The 17332-nt window shown below is 60.9% G+C and carries 16 protein-coding genes; 3 read left to right on the top strand and 13 right to left on the bottom strand.

Annotated elements, in window-relative coordinates; translation table 11 throughout:
- Positions 1-9: 9 nt before the first annotated feature.
- The 3 genes from EGJ09_RS14885 to EGJ09_RS14875 form a co-directional block, all read right to left on the bottom strand.
- A complete protein-coding gene (locus tag EGJ09_RS14885; RefSeq protein WP_125924264.1) occupies positions 10-1668 on the bottom strand; it encodes a Na/Pi cotransporter family protein in 1659 nt (552 codons plus the stop codon).
- Positions 1669-1896: 228 nt separating this feature from the next.
- A complete protein-coding gene (locus EGJ09_RS14880) occupies positions 1897-2667 on the bottom strand; it encodes a TerC family protein (protein WP_012316834.1) in 771 nt (256 codons plus the stop codon).
- A 73-nt stretch (positions 2668-2740) separates the two neighbouring features.
- A complete protein-coding gene (locus tag EGJ09_RS14875) occupies positions 2741-4048 on the bottom strand; it encodes a CitMHS family transporter (RefSeq protein WP_012316833.1) in 1308 nt (435 codons plus the stop codon).
- Between the two features lie 266 nt (positions 4049-4314).
- Here EGJ09_RS14875 and EGJ09_RS14870 point away from each other — a divergent pair, with 266 nt between their 5' ends.
- Positions 4315-4716 carry a GFA family protein gene (locus tag EGJ09_RS14870; RefSeq protein ID WP_046786718.1) on the top strand — a complete coding sequence of 134 codons (402 nt, stop codon included), beginning with the start codon at positions 4315-4317 and terminating at the stop codon, positions 4714-4716.
- Between the two features lie 60 nt (positions 4717-4776).
- Here the strand turns inward: EGJ09_RS14870 and EGJ09_RS14865 are convergent, their stop codons facing one another.
- From EGJ09_RS14865 to gcvA, 10 genes are all read right to left on the bottom strand, one after another.
- Positions 4777-6735, bottom strand: a complete 1959-nt coding sequence (locus tag EGJ09_RS14865; RefSeq protein WP_125924263.1) for a DUF4105 domain-containing protein — start codon at positions 6733-6735, stop codon at positions 4777-4779.
- Complete coding sequence (locus EGJ09_RS14860; protein ID WP_012316830.1) at positions 6732-7052, bottom strand: DUF2388 domain-containing protein; 321 nt, start codon at positions 7050-7052, stop codon at positions 6732-6734. Before EGJ09_RS14860 ends, EGJ09_RS14865 begins: the two co-directional genes overlap by 4 nt.
- Positions 7037-7381 (bottom strand): DUF2388 domain-containing protein, encoded by a 345-nt coding sequence (locus EGJ09_RS14855; protein ID WP_125924262.1) that lies wholly within the window; start codon positions 7379-7381, stop codon positions 7037-7039. The genes EGJ09_RS14860 and EGJ09_RS14855 overlap by 16 nt, the downstream gene beginning before the upstream one ends.
- Positions 7382-7464: 83 nt before the next feature.
- Positions 7465-7782, bottom strand: a complete 318-nt coding sequence (locus EGJ09_RS14850) for a DUF2388 domain-containing protein (protein WP_046786715.1) — start codon at positions 7780-7782, stop codon at positions 7465-7467.
- A 316-nt stretch (positions 7783-8098) separates the two neighbouring features.
- Positions 8099-8314, bottom strand: coding sequence for a DUF1127 domain-containing protein (locus tag EGJ09_RS14845; protein ID WP_012316827.1), 216 nt, complete (start codon positions 8312-8314; stop codon positions 8099-8101).
- Positions 8315-8689: 375 nt separating this feature from the next.
- Positions 8690-10183, bottom strand: a complete 1494-nt coding sequence (locus EGJ09_RS14840) for an acetyl-CoA hydrolase/transferase family protein (RefSeq protein WP_039604671.1) — start codon at positions 10181-10183, stop codon at positions 8690-8692.
- A 188-nt stretch (positions 10184-10371) separates the two neighbouring features.
- On the bottom strand, positions 10372-11808 hold the full coding sequence (locus tag EGJ09_RS14835; protein ID WP_042111833.1) for an NAD(P)(+) transhydrogenase (Re/Si-specific) subunit beta: 1437 nt from the start codon (positions 11806-11808) through the stop codon (positions 10372-10374).
- Between the two features lie 2 nt (positions 11809-11810).
- Entirely contained in the window at positions 11811-12125 is a 315-nt protein-coding gene (locus EGJ09_RS14830) for an NAD(P) transhydrogenase subunit alpha (protein ID WP_012316824.1), read from the bottom strand.
- 11 nt (positions 12126-12136) lie between these two features.
- Complete coding sequence (locus tag EGJ09_RS14825) at positions 12137-13258, bottom strand: Re/Si-specific NAD(P)(+) transhydrogenase subunit alpha (RefSeq protein ID WP_039604735.1); 1122 nt, start codon at positions 13256-13258, stop codon at positions 12137-12139.
- A 410-nt stretch (positions 13259-13668) separates the two neighbouring features.
- Positions 13669-14577, bottom strand: a complete 909-nt coding sequence (gene gcvA, locus EGJ09_RS14820; RefSeq protein WP_125924261.1) for a transcriptional regulator GcvA — start codon at positions 14575-14577, stop codon at positions 13669-13671.
- 162 nt (positions 14578-14739) lie between these two features.
- Here gcvA and EGJ09_RS14815 point away from each other — a divergent pair, with 162 nt between their 5' ends.
- Together EGJ09_RS14815 and EGJ09_RS14810 are read left to right on the top strand one after the other, a co-directional pair.
- On the top strand, positions 14740-15921 hold the full coding sequence (locus tag EGJ09_RS14815) for an acyl-CoA dehydrogenase (RefSeq protein ID WP_012316821.1): 1182 nt from the start codon (positions 14740-14742) through the stop codon (positions 15919-15921).
- A 14-nt stretch (positions 15922-15935) separates the two neighbouring features.
- Entirely contained in the window at positions 15936-17156 is a 1221-nt protein-coding gene (locus EGJ09_RS14810; RefSeq protein ID WP_046786713.1) for a CaiB/BaiF CoA-transferase family protein, read from the top strand.
- Positions 17157-17332: the final 176 nt, after the last annotated feature.

Here is a 17332-nt window from a genome sequence, read left to right as displayed (position 1 = left end):
TAGGCGAGATCAGGGTAGGCGGGCTTCGTCCGGCACACTGTCGAGCATTAGCCCGTCGGTGTCCGAGCCACCCAGTACCACATAGGCACTGCTGCAGAACAAAGAGTTCAACCGCTTCATGTCAGCGATCAGCTCCAAGTGTAGCGAACTGGTCTCGATACTTTGCACTACCTTGCGTTGCAGGCGGCTGACATGGGCATGGGCCAGGCGTCTTTCCTGGGCACGGAAGCGGCGTTTTTCCCGCAACAGCAAGCGTGCGCTCTCTGGGTCGGCGCTGAGAAATACCGAAAGGCCCAGGCGCAGGTTGGTCAGCAATTGCTCTTGCAGGCCGGCCAGCTCTTGCAGGCCGACCTGGGAAAACTCCCGGCGTTGGCTGGTCTTCTGCTGTTGGACCTTGCGCAGCATGCGTTCGACCAGGTCACAGGCCAGCTTGAGGTTGATCGCCAGTTCGATGATTTCGGCCCAGCGCCTGTTGTCCTGATCGCTGAGGTCTTCCCGGGGCATTTGGGCCAGGTACAGTTTGATGGCGCTGTACAGCGCTTCGGCATCTTCGCCCAGGGCACGGACCTGCTGTGGGAGGGCGGTCTGGGTGCCGCGCAGGGCGTTGAGCATGGCCTCGAGCAGGCTGTCGACGATATCGCCCAGGCGCAACGTTTCGCGGGCAGCATTGGCCAAGGCCAGGCTGGGTGTGGTGAGTGCCGAGGCGTCCAGGTGGCGTGGGCGCACTTGGCCGTTACCGTTCTCGCGCTCCGGCAACAAGCAGTTGCACAGGCGCCCCATGGGCTTGACGGTGGGCAGCAGGACCAGGCAACGCAGCGTGTTGTAGAGCAGGTGGAAGCCGATCACCAGCTCCTGTGGGCTGAAGCTCAGCGAGTCCATCCACGCCACCAGTGGATTGAGCACCGGAATGATCAGCACCAGGCCGATCAGCTTGTACAACAGGCTGCCCAAGGCCACTCGCCGGCCCGCGGCGTTCTGCATGCTGGTGCTGAGAAAGGCCAGCAGCCCGCTGCCGATGTTGGCGCCGACCACCAGGCCGATGGCCACTGGCAGGCTGATCAGTTCAGCGCCGGCCAGGGTGGCGGTCAGCAGCACTGCTGCCAGGCTGGAGTACGAAACCATGGCGAACACTGCGCCAGCCAAAGCATCGAGCAGGATGTCTCCGGTCAATGAGGCGAACAGCACTTTCACACCCTGAGCCTGGGTGATGGGGGTGGCCGCCTGAACGATCAGTTCCAGCGCCAGAATGATCAGACCCAGGCCGATGCCTACCCGGCCCAGCTGGCCCGCGCGCGTTTGCTTGCGCGACAGAAAAAAGATCACACCCAGGAATATCAGCAACGGCGAGAGCCATGAAAGGTCCAGGGTAAGCACCCTGGCCATCAGTGCAGTGCCGACATCTGCACCGAGCATGATTGCCAAGGCCGGGGTCATGGCCATCAAGCCCTGACCCACGAATGACGTCACCAGCATGGCGGTCGCGTTGCTGCTCTGCACTACGGCCGTGACCAGGATACCGGCGATGAATGCCAATGGCCGCCGGTTCATGTTCTGGCTCAGGACCCGGCGCAGGTTGGAGCCGAACACTCTCAGGATGCCGGTACGGACGATGTGCGTGCCCCATACCAGCAACGCGACGGCGGAAAGCAGGTTGAGCAGGGTCAGCATGGTGTAGCCCCCCTCTTATCCGGGCTCCAAAGGCGGAGCCAATGGGTGAAGCGGTAAGCCTGGCCCGGGGGTGGGTGTTTTTATCCAGTGCTTACTCAAGCTTTAGTTGTTTTGCGGGCCTGTCGCCAGCTTGGCATGCTCGGCCAGTATTTGAAACCTGTCTGTCACGAAACCCAAGGCATGAAAAAGGGCCCTGATGAGGGCCCTCGAATACTGCGTTCGCGGTGCTTACTGACCCGGAATGTCCTTGCGCAATTTAACTGCGTCTTGCTCCTTGCCGCGCTTGCGCGCCATGGCGGTGCGCATGCGGATGTTGATGGCCTCCACCCCCAGCGAGAACGCCATGGCGAAGTAGACGTAGCCCTTGGGCACGTGCACATCGAAAGATTCGGCGATCAGCACGGTACCTACGACGATCAGGAACGAAAGCGCAAGCATCTTCAGCGAAGGGTGCTTGTCGATGAAGTTGCTGATGGCACCGGCGCACAACATCATCACCAGTACTGCAACGATGATTGCTGCGACCATCACCGGCACATGCGAAACCATGCCTACAGCAGTGATCACCGAGTCCAGGGAGAACACGATGTCGATGATGGCGATCTGAATGATGGTGAAGAGGAACGTGCCGCCCTTGCCCTTGGGCTCGTCACCGCTTTCGTCCTCGCCTTCCAGGCCGTGGTAGATCTCCTGCGAGCTTTTCCACAGCAGGAACAGGCCGCCAAAGAACAGAATCAGGTCGCGGCCCGAGATGCCCTGGCCGAATACCACGAACAGGTCGGCAGTCAGGCGCATGACCCAGGTGATCGACAGCAACAGCAAAATGCGGGTGACCATGGCCAGGGCCAGGCCGAAGATTCGGGTGCGCGCCTGCATGTGCTTGGGCATGCGGCTGACCAGAATCGAGATCATGATGATGTTGTCGATACCGAGAACGATCTCAAGCGCAGTGAGGGTGAAAAAGGCAACCCAGATTTCCGGGCTGGTCAGCCATTCCATGTGTATTCCTTCGAACGATAGTGGCGAAGCGCCCCTGCACAGGGCACTTCGCGTTGCGGTGACAGGCGTTTATTTACAGACTGCTGAACAGCGGAAAAATGCCCATCAGCAGTGCGGCGAGCATTATGCACATGCACACCAGTACTGCCCACTTGAGGGTGAAGCGCTGATGATCACCGAATTCGATGCCTGCCAGCGCCACCAGCAGGTAGGTCGAGGGTACCAGCGGGCTCAGCAGGTGTACCGGCTGGCCGACGATCGAAGCGCGGGCCATTTCCACCGGGCTGATGCCGTAGTGGCTGGCCGCTTCGGCCAGCACCGGCAGCACGCCGTAATAGAAGGCGTCATTGGACATGAAGAAGGTGAACGGCATGCTCACGATCGCGGTGATCACCGCCAGGTAAGGGCCCAGCGCTTCGGGAATGACCGCCAGCAAGCTTTTGGACATGGCCTCGACCATGCCGGTGCCCGACAGGATGCCGGTGAAGATACCGGCGGCGAAGATCAGCCCGGTCACGGCGAGTACGCTGCCAGCGTGGGCGGCAATACGGTCCTTCTGCTGCTGAAGGCAAGGGTAGTTGACGATCATGGCGATGCTGAAGGCGATCATGAACAGCACCGGCAGTGGTAGCAGGCCTGCGATCAGTGCAGCCATCAGCGCAGCGGTGAGCGCACCGTTGAACCACAGAAGCTTCGGCCGGCGTGCGTCGGGGAACTGCGACACGGTGATTTCGCTGTGATCGATGTCGTCGGTAGGCAGGTGCAGTTCACCCAGGCGGGCACGCTCACGCTTGCCGTACATGTAGGCGATGGCCAGGATCGCCAGCACGCCAAAGACCATGGCCGGGATCATCGGTACGAAAATGTCCGAAGGGTCTACGTGCAGGGCACTGGCTGCGCGGGCAGTAGGGCCGCCCCATGGGGTCATGTTCATTACCCCACCAGCGAGGATGATCAGGCCGGCCATGATCCGCGGGCTCATGCCCAGGCGGCTGTACAGGGGCAGCATGGCGGCGCAGCAGATCATGTAGGTGGTGGCGCCGTCACCGTCCAGCGAGACCACCAGGGCCAGCACCGCGGTGCCGACCGAGACTTTCAGCGGGTCGCCCTTGACCAGCTTGAGGATCTTGCGCACCGCCGGGTCGAACAGGCCGGAGTCGATCATCAGGGCGAAGTAAAGGATGGCGAACATCAGCATGACGCCGGTGGGCGCGAGCTTGCTGATGCCTTCGAGCATCATCGGGCCGATCTTGGCGGAAAAACCACCGAACAGGGCGAACAGGATCGGTACCAGGATCAGCGCGATCAAGGCCGACAGGCGCTTGGTCATGATCAGGTACATGAAGGTGATGACCATGGCAAAGCCGAGGAAGGTCAGCATGGCAATACTCCAGGCGTGGCGCGGCGAAAGGAAAGTCGATCGGGCGAATCAGCGCGTTGAGCGCTGCGCGGGGAGCAAGCGGGGGGGGACTGCGAAAGGGCGGGCACAGGAATACATCAGAATCACCATTGTTGTTGTTGATTGGGCCGGGCGCGGAAGATTCCGGGTGCCCTGGCTGACCGGTCTTGTGCCGGTAGTGGTGGCTATCCTATGGGTGCAAGCTTTCAGCCAGCTTTCGCCAGGAAAAGGGCGACGGGAGGTAGGAGATGTCTGATGTAACTGAAGGTGGCTGCCATTGCGGCGCCTTGCGCTATTGCTTGAAGGGTGAGTTGACGGATATCGCCCATTGCCATTGCTCGATCTGCAGGCGGGTCAGCGGCGGCCTGCTGGTGACCTGGCTCACCGTGCCTCGCTCCGGTTTCCAATGGGTGGCGGGCAGGCCGCAGTGCTATGTGGCTCCGGCCAGTTGCAAGCGCTACTTCTGCGGTGATTGTGGTGCACATGTGGCGTTGGTGACGTCGCATAGCCCGGGCAGCATCGATGTAACGGTAGCGACGCTGGACCACCCGGAACGGGTGCGTGCCACGCGGCACATCTGGACCGGGAGCCGGTTGCCCTGGCTGCATGTGGATGAAGGTTTGCCTGAAGAGGAAGAGGAAAAACGCTAGCCTCTGGATGGCATTGCCCGCCCTGTCGCCGGTTTGCCGGCGACAGGGCCAGGAGGGCAATCAAGGCAGTTGCAGGCCGCCTGCTGCCTTGTGCAGCGCCCGCAGGTGCTCACCAATCAGCTTCACATTGGCCTCGACCGCAGCAATTTCCTTGGCCCGCGAAGGCTCCAGCAGCGCCCTGACTTCTCTGTCCAGGTCAGTGCTCAAGCGCAGCAACTGTGCCTGCCGTTCACTACTGACTTTTTCCAGATGCTTGCGCTCATCCGGCTGCGGCAGCCCGTATCCCTTTGTATCCAGCAGTTCGGCCGGGCGGCTGAGGAAGCCACTGTTGGCGAGCATCTGCTTCAGGGTCTGGTCGGCCTTGTTGATACTGCCATCTTTCAGCGCGGCCGCATTCAGATAGCGCTGCTTCACTTCATCCTGAGCCAGCAGCAGTTGGCGGCGCAGGCTGGCCTGTTCCAGCAGAAGCAAGGCGGCGCTAGTGCGCAGGTCGGCTTGCAAGAACCAGCCGCGGCGCTGTTCGGCGTCCTGGGCCAGCCAGTCCTCGACCTTGTCCTGCTTGACTGGCAGCTGTTGCTTCAGCACATCGAACATCGCTTGATAGCGGTCGCGATACGAGTCGAAACGGTAGCCCAGGCGCAATGCTTCGCGCGGGTCGTCGAGCACGCTGGTATCGGCCAGCCCCCGGCCCTTCAATACTGCAAGCAAACCGTTGGGCATGATGCTGTCGAGATCATTCAGGCGCGGGTTGGCGGTGCCGCTGCGCAGCAGTTTCAATGACTCCACCGCACAGTTGTTGGACAGGAACCAGTAGTTGCCGTCATAACTCCAGTGCATCTCCGCGGCCTGGCGTACCAGGTTTTCAACTTCGTCGCGGTTGAGCTTCAACGGCACCGACGCCAGGCTACGCAGTTCGGTCTTGGTGTATTCGTCGATCACTTGGGCCAGCGGTAGCACGAACAGCCTCGACGGATAGGCGCCAACCAGACCATCCCAGCTGGACAGTTGAACGTCATTGACGAAAGCACGGTAGGAGAGCACCAGGTGCTGGTCGAGGTCCAGTCGGCAGTCTGGCCCGCGAGGGCGGCCGGGTTTGCAGATCACCAGGCGCAGCATGCTGTGGCCCCAGCGGCTCACCAGGTTCTGGTTGGCCTCGGCCAGCAGAAAGTCCACCTCATAGACCCGTTCCGGGTCGATTTCGCCCAACGGCTGGCGGGCGAAGTCGCTGCCGGCGTTGAGGAATGGCAAGCCCTTGGCGCACGTTGCCTGCTCGGGCGCCCAGCCGAAATGATCAGCCAGGTACTGATTGAGCGCTGGCCGACGGCAGCCGTAGCTCGGGTCCAGGAGGAAGTACTCCATGTTGACCGCGATGTATTCCTTGGGGCTGCTCAGCTCATAGCTATCGGGGCTGCGCAGGAACTGGCCATTGTGCTGTTCGCGCTCACCGCGGCGGCCGACGTATTGCTGCCAGCCGGCCAGGTCGAGCAGGCGCGGGTCGTCGCTCAGGGTAAAGCGGCGCTCGGCCTGGCCGCGGCATTGCTCGGGAAGACCGACCTTGCCAACGGTGCCTTGCTGGCGCTTGCAGCGGGCGATCAGCGAATGTTCAGCACTGGGCCAGAGCCGGGCTCGGTCGTATATGTGGGTAAGTTCGTGCAGGACTGTAGCCAGCAATTCCTCACGCACCGTGCCATGCGGACGGTTGGTGCGCTCCTGCGCAGCACTGCCGTCAGTCAGGCCGGGCAGCAGGCGCCGGTTGAGCTGCAGGGTCGAGACCAAGGAGGCCTGCCCGTAGGCATCGGCTGGCATGTTGTCGCTCCAGCTGACCTCAATGCGCCGGTCGAGCTGTTGCTTGAAGCGGGGAGGGAGCTTGGCCAAAGCCTCATCAAGCAGGGCTTGGGTGGCTTGAGCCTGCTGTGGGGCCAGGCCGGCTGCCTGCAGCTCGAGCTGCAGGCCGGCCAGGGCGGGCGTGCCCAGCAGCGTCAGGGCGCAGCCGAGCAACCAGGCACGTACGCGGTTCACAGCGCCAGGATGGCTTCGGCCAGCACCTGGTCGCTGGCGCCGCGCGCTTCAGGCACGCGTTCGCGCAGGGTGTTGAAGGCGGCCTCAAGCTGGGCGCCACGAATATCACCGTTGCTGGCGACGAAGCTGGCGGCATCGTCATGGGCTTCACGCACGACCTTGGAGTCGCGGATCGAGGTGGTGGTGTCAGAGGTGAAGTCGATCGAGCGGCCAAAGGCCCGCACGATGATGTTGCTGGTGGCCACCAGAGTTTGTGCCTGGGCCAGGTCGGCCAGCAGCAACATGCCGAGGGTAGCGGCGATCAGCGGTTTACGCATGGAGCTTCTCCGGAAATGCAGGGAGTCAGATTTAGTGATTGGACGAGAATTGCTTCTGCCAGTTCAAGGTCGCCGACAGATTGACGGCCGCCGTCATGGCGCAGCGACTTGAGTGCTGCTTCCAGGCGTGCTCCGTGAATCAGGCCGTCGCTGGCGACGAAGGCTGCGGCATCGTCGCGAGCCTGCCTGACCAGCTTGCGGTCGAATGGGGCAGTCGTGACTTGGCTGGTGACGTAGCCTGTGATGACCAGGCCTTGCGTGGTGGTGTCCATGGCATGGGCACTGCCCATGGCGACTACGGAAAACAGCAGCGGCAACAGATAACGCATTGGCTTTCTTACGACAGGAACAGGAACGTCGAAGGCTAGCCCACAAGTACCGGCCAGGGCCAGCGCTTGTGGGCTGTAGCAGGTCAGATCGCCAAGATGGCCTGGGCCAATTGCGCATCGCTGGCCTGCAGGGCTGGCATGCTCGAGCGGATGTGCAGCAAAGCGCTCTCGAGCTTGGCGCCGCGAATGGCGCCCTGGCTGCCCACGTAGCTGGCCGCATCATCGCGAGCGGCCTGAACGATCTTGTCATCACGGAAAGACGAGGACACATCGGAGGTAGCGTCGGTGGAGGCGGCAACCGCGCCAACGACTGCATCAGTAGTGACAATGAAGCTGGTGGCGTGGGCAGTGCCGGCCAGGCCGAGCAGCAGGGCTGCGCCAATCAGGTAATTACGGGTCATGGTCGTGCACTCCTGGGGAAGATTCGGGTGGATCTGCTTATTGGACGCTCACACGGTTCGTCACGGTGGCTTTGAACATCTGGTTTTTACCAGACCGCCCAGTCAAGCGTATCACGCGCCGGAATTTATGGATGTCAATGAACGGCGCACAAGGTAACTGTTATGGTCTATTTTGATACTTTGAAAATTGTACTGGTTAAGTGATGGCAGGCTCTGCTTCAAGGGTGGCCGGGAGTTACCCCATAAAAAAACCCGCTGCAGTCTCCTGCAACGGGTTTGGGATTCACGGTGCCAGCTGAAGCCGGCGAGCCGGTGCTTAGCGCCAGAACGGCTTGCTCAGCTCTTCGTAACGCTGCGACTCGCTGATACCGGCATCGGCCAGCAGGCGGGCATCGAGACGCGCCAGCTGACGGCGGCTGGCCATGCGGCGCTGCCACAGCAGCAGGGTAGAGAGCGCGCGCAGCGGCAGCGAAGCGTTGGTTTGCTGGGCGTTGTTTTCGAAAACGAGACCGGAACTGAGGGTACGTTCCATGATGTTTCATCCTTCCGCTTATGGCGGGACTAGGGAGTGGTTTAACTGATGCCAATGATCCTCCTCTGCTGTCCATAACAGTAGATACAGTTCTACTGCATTACGATGGTTCAGTTAACTGTGTAACCCTACTGTTGCACTCGAAACAGGCGCAACTGTACTGGTCCGCACCGTTATGGTGCTTTTTCAGGTTTTATATGGCTTTGAGCAGGCGGGAGCGTGGCGAATTAACGGTACAGTAGTACAGTTTTATTTTATTCAGTGCTTGCTGAATCGTGCTTGAGCCTCGAAAGGGCTGCAGAGCAGCCCTCGAGGTATTGCTATGGCGTCCGGAATGCGTGGCGGCCTCGGGCAAAGGCAGGCCGCTGCTACAGATCAGCTGGCGAGCATGCGCCCACTTTCTTCCAGATTTTCGTGCCAGCTCAGCGCCTCACGCAGGATATGCGGAGTGTGGCCGCCACGCAGGCAAGCGCGATCGAAATAGTCGTTCAGCGCTGCACGGTAATCCGGGTGGACACAGTTATCGATGATCGCCCGTGCCCGTTCCCGTGGCGCGAGGCCCCGCAGGTCGGCAAGCCCCTGTTCGGTCACCAGGATGTCCACGTCGTGCTCGGTGTGGTCGACATGGCTCACCATAGGCACCACGCTGGAGATCGCGCCGCCTTTGGCGATCGACTTGGTGACGAATACGGCCAGGTGGGCATTACGGGCGAAATCGCCGGAGCCACCGATACCGTTCATCATCCGGGTGCCACAGACGTGCGTGGAGTTGACGTTGCCGTAGATGTCGAACTCCAGCGCCGTGTTGATGCCGATGATGCCAAGGCGGCGCACGACTTCAGGGTGGTTGGAGATCTCCTGCGGGCGCAGTACCAGCTTGTCCTTGTAGCGCTCCAGGTTGCCGAATACGTCGGCATTGCGACGGCCCGACAGGGTGATGGAGCTGCCCGAGGCAAAACTCAGCTTGCCAGCGTCGATCAGGTCGAAGGTCGAGTCCTGAAGTACTTCGGAGTACATGGTCAGGTCTTCGAACGGCGACTCGATCAGGCCACACATCACCGCGTTGGCGATGCTGCCGATGCCGGCTTGCAGCGGGCCGAGCCTGTTGGTCATGCGGCCTGCATCCACTTCGTTCTTGAGGAAGTTGATCAGGTGGTCGGCGATGGCCTGGGTTTCATCGTCCGGCGGTAGCACGGTGGAGGGCGAATCTGGCTGGTCGCTGATGACGATGCCGACGATCTTGGCGGGGTCGATCGGGATTGCGGTGCTGCCGATGCGGTCATCCACTTTCACAAGCGGGATCGGCGTGCGGGTTGGGCGATAGGTCGGGATATAGATGTCGTGCAGGCCTTCGAGGTTGGCGTTGTGCGACAGGTTGATCTCGACAATCACCTGCTTGGCGAAGATCGCGAAGCTCGCCGAGTTGCCCACCGAAGTGGTCGGCACGATGTGGCCCTGTTCAGTAATGGCCACCGCTTCGATTACCGCGATGTCCGGCAGTTTGAGCTGCTGGTTGCGCAGTTGCTCGACGGTTTCCGACAGGTGCTGGTCGATGAACATCACCTGACCGTCGTTGATGGCTTTGCGCAGGGTGCTGTCGACCTGGAACGGCATGCGGCGCGCCAGCACGCCAGCCTCGGTCAGTTGCTTGTCCAGGTCATTGCCCAGGCTGGCGCCGGTCATCAGGCTGATTTTCAGAGGCGACAGCTTGGCGCGTTCGGCCAAGGCATGCGGTACGGCCTTGGCTTCGCCGGCGCGGGTGAACCCGCTCATGCCGACGGTCATGCCGTCCTCGATCAGGCCAGCGGCGTCAGCCGCACTCATTACCTTGCTGTGCAGGGAGGACAAGCGGATACGATCACGGTACATGGATTGTTATCTCGGGCTACTGAAGCTACTGCAGCGCAGTCTAGAGATTTACCCCGGCGCCGTCCCGCGACCATGGTCGTATGAGGAGCCACGCAATAGAGCCATTGATCTGGATCAGCAAAATGAAAAAGCCCCGGGAGGGATCTCGCCGGGGCTTCTTTATAGTCCACTGGGTGGTGGAAGCGGGGTTACTCGACGGCTTTGACCATATCCTCGATGACCTTCTTCGCGTCACCGAACACCATCATGGTCTTGTCCAGGTAGAACAGTTCGTTGTCCAGGCCGGCGTAGCCGCTGGCCATGGAGCGTTTGTTGACGATGATGGTCTTGGCTTTGTACGCCTCCAGGATCGGCATGCCCGCGATCGGCGACTTTGGATCGTTCTTCGCCGCCGGGTTGACCACGTCGTTGGCGCCCAGCACCAACACTACGTCGGCCTGGCCGAACTCGGCGTTGATGTCTTCCATCTCGAACACTTGGTCGTAGGGCACTTCGGCCTCGGCCAGCAATACGTTCATATGCCCAGGCATGCGCCCTGCCACCGGGTGGATCGCGTACTTCACGGTCACGCCGTTGTGGGTCAGCTTCTCGGTCAGCTCCTTGAGCGCGTGCTGGGCACGGGCTACCGCCAGGCCGTAGCCGGGTACGATGATCACCGTGTCGGCGTTGCTCAGCAGGAAGGTCGCGTCGTCAGCCGAGCCGGACTTCACCGGGCGCTGCTCTTTCGAGCCTTGCGCTGCGCCGGTATCGGTATCCCCGCCGAAGCCGCCGAGGATGACGTTGAAGAACGAGCGATTCATCGCTTTGCACATGATGTACGAGAGGATCGCACCGCTGGAGCCCACCAGGGAGCCGGCGATGATCAGCATCGAGTTGTTCAGCGAGAAGCCGATACCGGCCGCCGCCCAACCCGAATAGCTATTGAGCATCGACACCACCACCGGCATGTCTGCACCGCCGATCGGGATAATGATCAGTACACCCATGATGAAGGCCAGGACCAGCATCAAGGTGAAGGCGCTGTAGTGGCCGGTGAAGGTGAACAGCAGGCCCAGGGCAATCGTGGTCAGGCCCAGAATCAGGTTCAGCTTGTGCTGGCCGGCGAACTGTACCGGTGCGCCTTGGAACAGGCGGAACTTGTACTTGCCCGACAGCTTGCCGAACGCGATCACGGAACCGGAGAAAGTGATTGCACCGATGGCAGCGCCAAGGAACAGCTCCAGGCGGTTACCGGTGGGGATCGGGTCGCTGATGCTGGCGACAATGCCCATCGATTGCGGCTCGAGTACTGCCGCGATGGCAATGAATACCGCCGCCAGGCCGATCATGCTGTGCATGAAGGCGACCAGCTCCGGCATTTTGGTCATTTCTACGCGCTTGGCCATGATCGAGCCCGCGGTACCGCCGACCAGCAGGCCGACGATGACGTAGCCAATCCCGGCAGTTGCCAGCTCTGCCCCAAGCTTATAGATGAGGCCAACCGTGGTGAGGATCGCGATCCCCATGCCGATCATGCCGAACAGGTTGCCGCGCCGCGACGTGGTCGGGTGCGACAGGCCCTTGAGCGCCTGAATGAAGCAGACCGAGGCGACGAGGTAGAGGAGCGTTACCAGATTCATGCTCATGCTTACTTCTGCGCCTCGTTCTTGGTTTTCTTCTTGAACATCTCAAGCATGCGACGGGTGACCAGGAAGCCACCGAACACGTTGACCGCAGCCAGGGCCACCGCCAGGGTGCCCATCAGCTTGCCGGCCGGGGTCACGGTCAGCGCGGCAGCCAGCATGGCGCCGACGATGACGATGGCCGAGATGGCGTTGGTGACCGCCATCAGGGGAGTGTGCAGTGCCGGGGTCACGTTCCAGACCACGTGGTAGCCGATATAGATGGCCAGCACGAAGATGATCAGGTTGTAGATGCCATGGGAAATCAGCATGTCTTCCATTGTCGTGCTCCTTAGCCGTTCTTGCGCACGACCTGGCCGTCGCGGCACATCAGGCACGCGGCGACGATGTCGTCTTCGAGGTTGATGACCAGCGCGCCGTCCTTGTCGAACAGCAGCTTCATGAAATCCAGCAGGTTGCGTGCATACAGTGCCGAGGCATCTGCTGCCACCTGGGCCGGCAGGTTGGTCGGGCCGACGATGGTCACGCCGTTTTCCATCACGACCTGGTCGGCGACAGTCAGCGGGCAGTTGCCGCCTTGGGCAGCGGCCAGGTCGATGACCACCGAGCCTGGTTTCATCTGCGCCACGGTTTCGGCGCTGAGCAGGGTCGGTGCCTTGCGGCCGGGGATGAGCGCCGTAGTGATGACGATGTCGGCCTGTTTGGCTCGCTCATGCACGGCCTGGGCCTGGCGCTGCATCCAGCTGGCCGGCATCGGCCGGGCATAGCCGCCGACGCCTTCCGCGCACTCGCGCTCCTCATCGGTCTCGTAGGGCACGTCGATGAACTTGGCGCCCAGCGACTCGATCTGCTCCTTGACAGCCGGGCGTACGTCGGACGCCTCGATGACTGCGCCCAGGCGCTTGGCGGTGGCGATGGCCTGCAGGCCGGCAACGCCAGCGCCCAGGATCAGCACGCGCGCGGCTTTCACAGTACCGGCGGCGGTCATCAGCATGGGCATGAAGCGCGGGTAATGATGGGCAGCCAGCAACACGGCCTTGTAACCGGCGATGTTGGCCTGGGACGACAGCACGTCCAGGCTCTGGGCCCGGGATGTACGCGGCGCGGCCTCCAGGGCGAAGGCAGTGATACCGCGCTCTGCCATCTTGCCGATCAGCTCGTTGTTGAATGGGTTGAGCATGCCCACCAGAAGGCTGCCGCTGTTGATCAGGGCCAGCTCCTGGTCGTTGGGACCGACCACCTTGAGGACCAGTTGGGCGCCGTAGGCATCGGCTGCACTTCCCAGGGAAGCGCCCACGGCCTCATAGGCACTGTCCGGAATGCTGGCATTGAGCCCTGCCCCCCGTTGGACGGTGACCTGATGGCCCTGGCCAATCAGTTTCTTGATGGTTTCCGGGGTCGCAGCGACCCTTGTCTCACCGGTCTGCGTCTCGAGAGGAACACCAATGTGCACGACTATTTCTCCTGCGGTGACCTTTTTGTCTTTATAGAAGCCAGCGCACTTCGGGTGGTGCGCGGGTTTGGCTGTTGAGCGCCAGTCCGCCGAATCCTGGGCGGGCGGAGCATTTTGCAGACGAACCCAGGGGCCTTCAACCGGTTATGGAGCGAAACGAAGTTAAAACTACAAGTCACCCTGTGACCGTATGTCGCAACGAATAGGGCGCAGCCCGTCAAACATGGGCTATTGGCAGATTAGGGGATTTTTTGAAATTTTTTGCGCTGATTTCGCAGATGGACTCGCGAAGGTCGTAAAACCCTCTGAAAGCCGCGTGTTTAGCGGTTTTGTCGGGGTTTTTCGATTCACCTGAACAGTTTGCTTATATGCGACAAAAACATACATCTGTAGGTGTTCAAAATAATTGACTACAAGGGTAGGGAAGGAGCGATGTAATGCTGTGCCTGCCCCAGCAGCCAATCACGGAATGCCCGCAGCGACGCCGATTCGGCCTTGCGCTCTGGAATCATCAGATAATAGGCCTTGTCGCTGGACAGGGCGTATCTGTTAGCGACCACCAGTCTGCCTTCCTCCAGTTCCCGCTGGATCAGGAACGGCGGTATCAGCGCGATGCCCATCCCGTGTATGGCAGCTTGGGCCAGCATTGAGAACAGTTCATAGCGCGGGCCTGTCATGTCCCCGGAAACGTTCATGCCCAGACCATTGAACCACTGTCGCCAGGCATAGGGCCGCGTGGTCTGCTGCAGCAGCGGCAGGTGGGCGATTCGCGTCGCGTCGAGCATGCCTTGCCCGTCCAGCAAGGCTGGGCTGCACACGGGTACCGGGTTTTCGCCCATCAGGCGGTGGGAGTGCGTGCCTGACCAGTCGGCATCGCCAAAATAGATAGCGGCATCGAACGTGGTGTCGGCAAACAGGAACGGCCGTGTGCGGTTGGTGAGGTTGACAGTGACATCCGGGTGCCGTTGCTGGAAGTCCTTGAGCCGCGGCAGCAGCCATTGGGTGCCGAAAGTCGGTACTACGGCCAGTTCGATCACGTTGGCACCTTGCTGGCGCATTACCGACAAGGTGTCACGCTCTACAGCATCCAGCTGTGCGGCAACCTGGCGGCTATACGACAGTCCCGCCTCTGTCAGCTTGACGCCGCGCCGCGAGCGCCGGAACAGCTCCACGTTGAGAAACCCCTCGAGGCCGCCGATCTGGCGACAGACGGCGCCTTGGGTCAGGGCAAGTTCCTGAGCGGCCTTGGTAAAGCTCTCGTGGCGCGCTGCCGCTTCGAAGCAGACCAATGCGGTGGTACTGGGGATCTTGCGACGCATGTACGGCAACCTCACTTATAGGGTTTGCAAGATGGGGTTTTTGTGTGTTTCGGAGTGATAAATTATCACTAATACGTGCGCAATCCTCGTTTGTCCTCGTTGTAGATCAGGCCTAGGATCAAAGGCACAAGAATCTGCTCCCCTATTTCGAGGATTTCACTCATGGCCGGTAAAGCAAGCTTCAACTGGATCGACCCGCTGCTGCTGGACCAGCAGCTCACTGAAGAAGAGCGCATGGTTCGTGACAGCGCCTATCAGTTCGCCCAGGACAAGCTGGCCCCGCGGGTGCTGGAGGCTTTCCGTCATGAGCAGACCGACCCCGCTATTTTTCGCGAAATGGGTGAAGTCGGCCTGCTGGGCGCAACCATTCCCGAGCAATATGGCGGGAGTGGGCTCAACTACGTGTGCTACGGGCTGATTGCCCGGGAAGTGGAGCGTATCGACTCTGGCTATCGCTCGATGATGAGTGTGCAGTCTTCACTGGTGATGGTGCCGATCAACGAGTTCGGTACCGAAGCGCAGAAACAGAAGTACCTGCCCAAGCTTGCCAGCGGTGAGTGGATCGGTTGCTTCGGCCTGACCGAGCCTAACCATGGCTCCGACCCGGGCTCGATGATCACCCGTGCCAGAAAGGTGGACGGCGGCTATCGCCTGAGCGGCAGCAAGATGTGGATCACCAACAGCCCGATCGCCGATGTGTTCGTGGTCTGGGCCAAGGATGACGCTGGCGATATCCGCGGCTTTGTTCTTGAAAAGGGTTGGCAGGGCCTCAGTGCACCGGCGATCCATGGCAAGGTCGGGCTGCGCGCGTCGATCACCGGCGAAATCGTGATGGACAATGTGTTCGTGCCTGAGGAAAACATCTTCCCGGATGTGCGTGGCCTCAAAGGTCCGTTCACCTGCCTGAACTCTGCCCGTTATGGTATTTCCTGGGGTGCTTTGGGGGCTGCTGAAGCCTGCTGGCACACCGCTCGCCAGTACACCCTGGACCGTCAGCAGTTCGGTCGCCCGCTGGCTGCCAATCAGCTTATCCAGAAAAAGCTGGCCGACATGCAGACCGAAATTACCCTGGCCCTGCAAGGCTGCCTGCGTTTGGGGCGTATGAAAGACGAGGGCACCGCTGCGGTGGAGATCACCTCGATCATGAAGCGCAACTCGTGCGGCAAGTCGCTGGACATTGCGCGTATGGCCCGTGACATGTTGGGTGGTAACGGTATCTCCGACGAGTTCGGCGTGGCGCGTCATCTGGTCAATCTTGAGGTGGTCAATACCTATGAGGGCACCCATGACGTACACGCGCTGATTCTGGGGCGCGCGCAAACCGGCATCCAGGCCTTCTATTGATAAGGAGCCAGGGTATGGGCGCGCTATCTCATCTGCGGGTGCTGGACCTCTCCCGTGTGCTGGCTGGGCCCTGGTCTGGTCAGATTCTGGCTGACCTGGGCGCCGACGTGATCAAGGTCGAGCGCCCAGGCAGCGGCGACGATACTCGCGCCTGGGGGCCGCCCTTCCTCAAGGATGTACAAGGCGAGAACACCAGTGAGGCGGCTTACTATTTGTCGGCCAACCGTAACAAGCGTTCGGTGACCATCGACTTTACTCAGCCAGAGGGGCAGCGCCTGGTGCGTGAGCTGGCTGCGAAGTCGGACATCGTCATTGAAAACTTCAAGGTTGGCGGGCTGGCTGCCTATGGGCTGGATTACGCGAGCCTGAAGTCGGTGAATCCCCGGCTTATCTATTGCTCGATCACTGGCTTCGGTCAGACCGGGCCCTACGCTAAGCGCGCGGGCTATGACTTCATGATCCAGGGGCTGGGCGGGCTGATGAGCCTGACCGGGCGCCCCGACGGTGATGAGGGTGCCGGACCTGTGAAGGTGGGGGTAGCGCTTACCGATATTCTGACTGGGCTGTATTCGACCGTGGCCATACTGGCGGCCCTCGCCCATCGCGACCAGGCCGGTGTCGGGCAGCACATCGATATGGCCTTGCTGGATGTGCAGGTAGCCTGCCTGGCCAATCAGGCGATGAACTACCTCACTACTGGCAACCCGCCGCGACGGCTGGGCAATGCACATCCTAATATTGTGCCTTATCAGGATTTCCCGACCGCAGATGGCGACTTCATTCTTACCGTCGGCAACGATGGCCAGTTCCGCAAGTTCGCCGAGGTGGCTGGTCAGCCTCAATGGGCTGATGACCCACGCTTCGCAACCAACAAGCTGCGGGTGGCCAATCGGGCGGAGCTGATTCCGTTGATTCGCCAGGCCACGGTGTTCAAGACAACGGCTGAGTGGGTGAGCCAGTTGGAAGCTGCAGGCGTGCCCTGTGGGCCGATCAATGATCTGGCGCAGATGTTCCAGGACCCGCAAGTGCTTGCGCGCGGCCTGGCTGTGAGCATGCCCCATGCCTTGGCTGGGAGTGTGCCGCAGGTGGCCAGCCCTATCAGGTTATCGGAAACGCCCGTTGAGTATCGTCGTGCGCCGCCGCTGCTGGGTGAGCACACGGAGGCAGTTCTAGGTGATGTGTTGGGGTTGGATGGCGATGCGCTTGGGCGCTTGCGCAGTGCTGGTGTGCTCTGAGGCTATATATAGGTGATGAAAAGCGGGGAGGCCGACAGGCCTCCCCGCTTTGCTTTTTAGCGATAGTAAGGTTTATTGGAATTAAGCCTTGACGGGCGTCCGAATCCCCTTATAATGCGCCCCACTTCCAGCGTAGTCGGAACGAGAAACTCCTTGAAATTCAAAGAGTTGCTTAA

The sequence above is a fragment of the Pseudomonas sp. p106 genome (assembly GCF_003936645.1).
Classification (GTDB): domain Bacteria; phylum Pseudomonadota; class Gammaproteobacteria; order Pseudomonadales; family Pseudomonadaceae; genus Aquipseudomonas; species Aquipseudomonas putida_E.
This window is presented reverse-complemented; position numbering and strand designations above follow the sequence as displayed.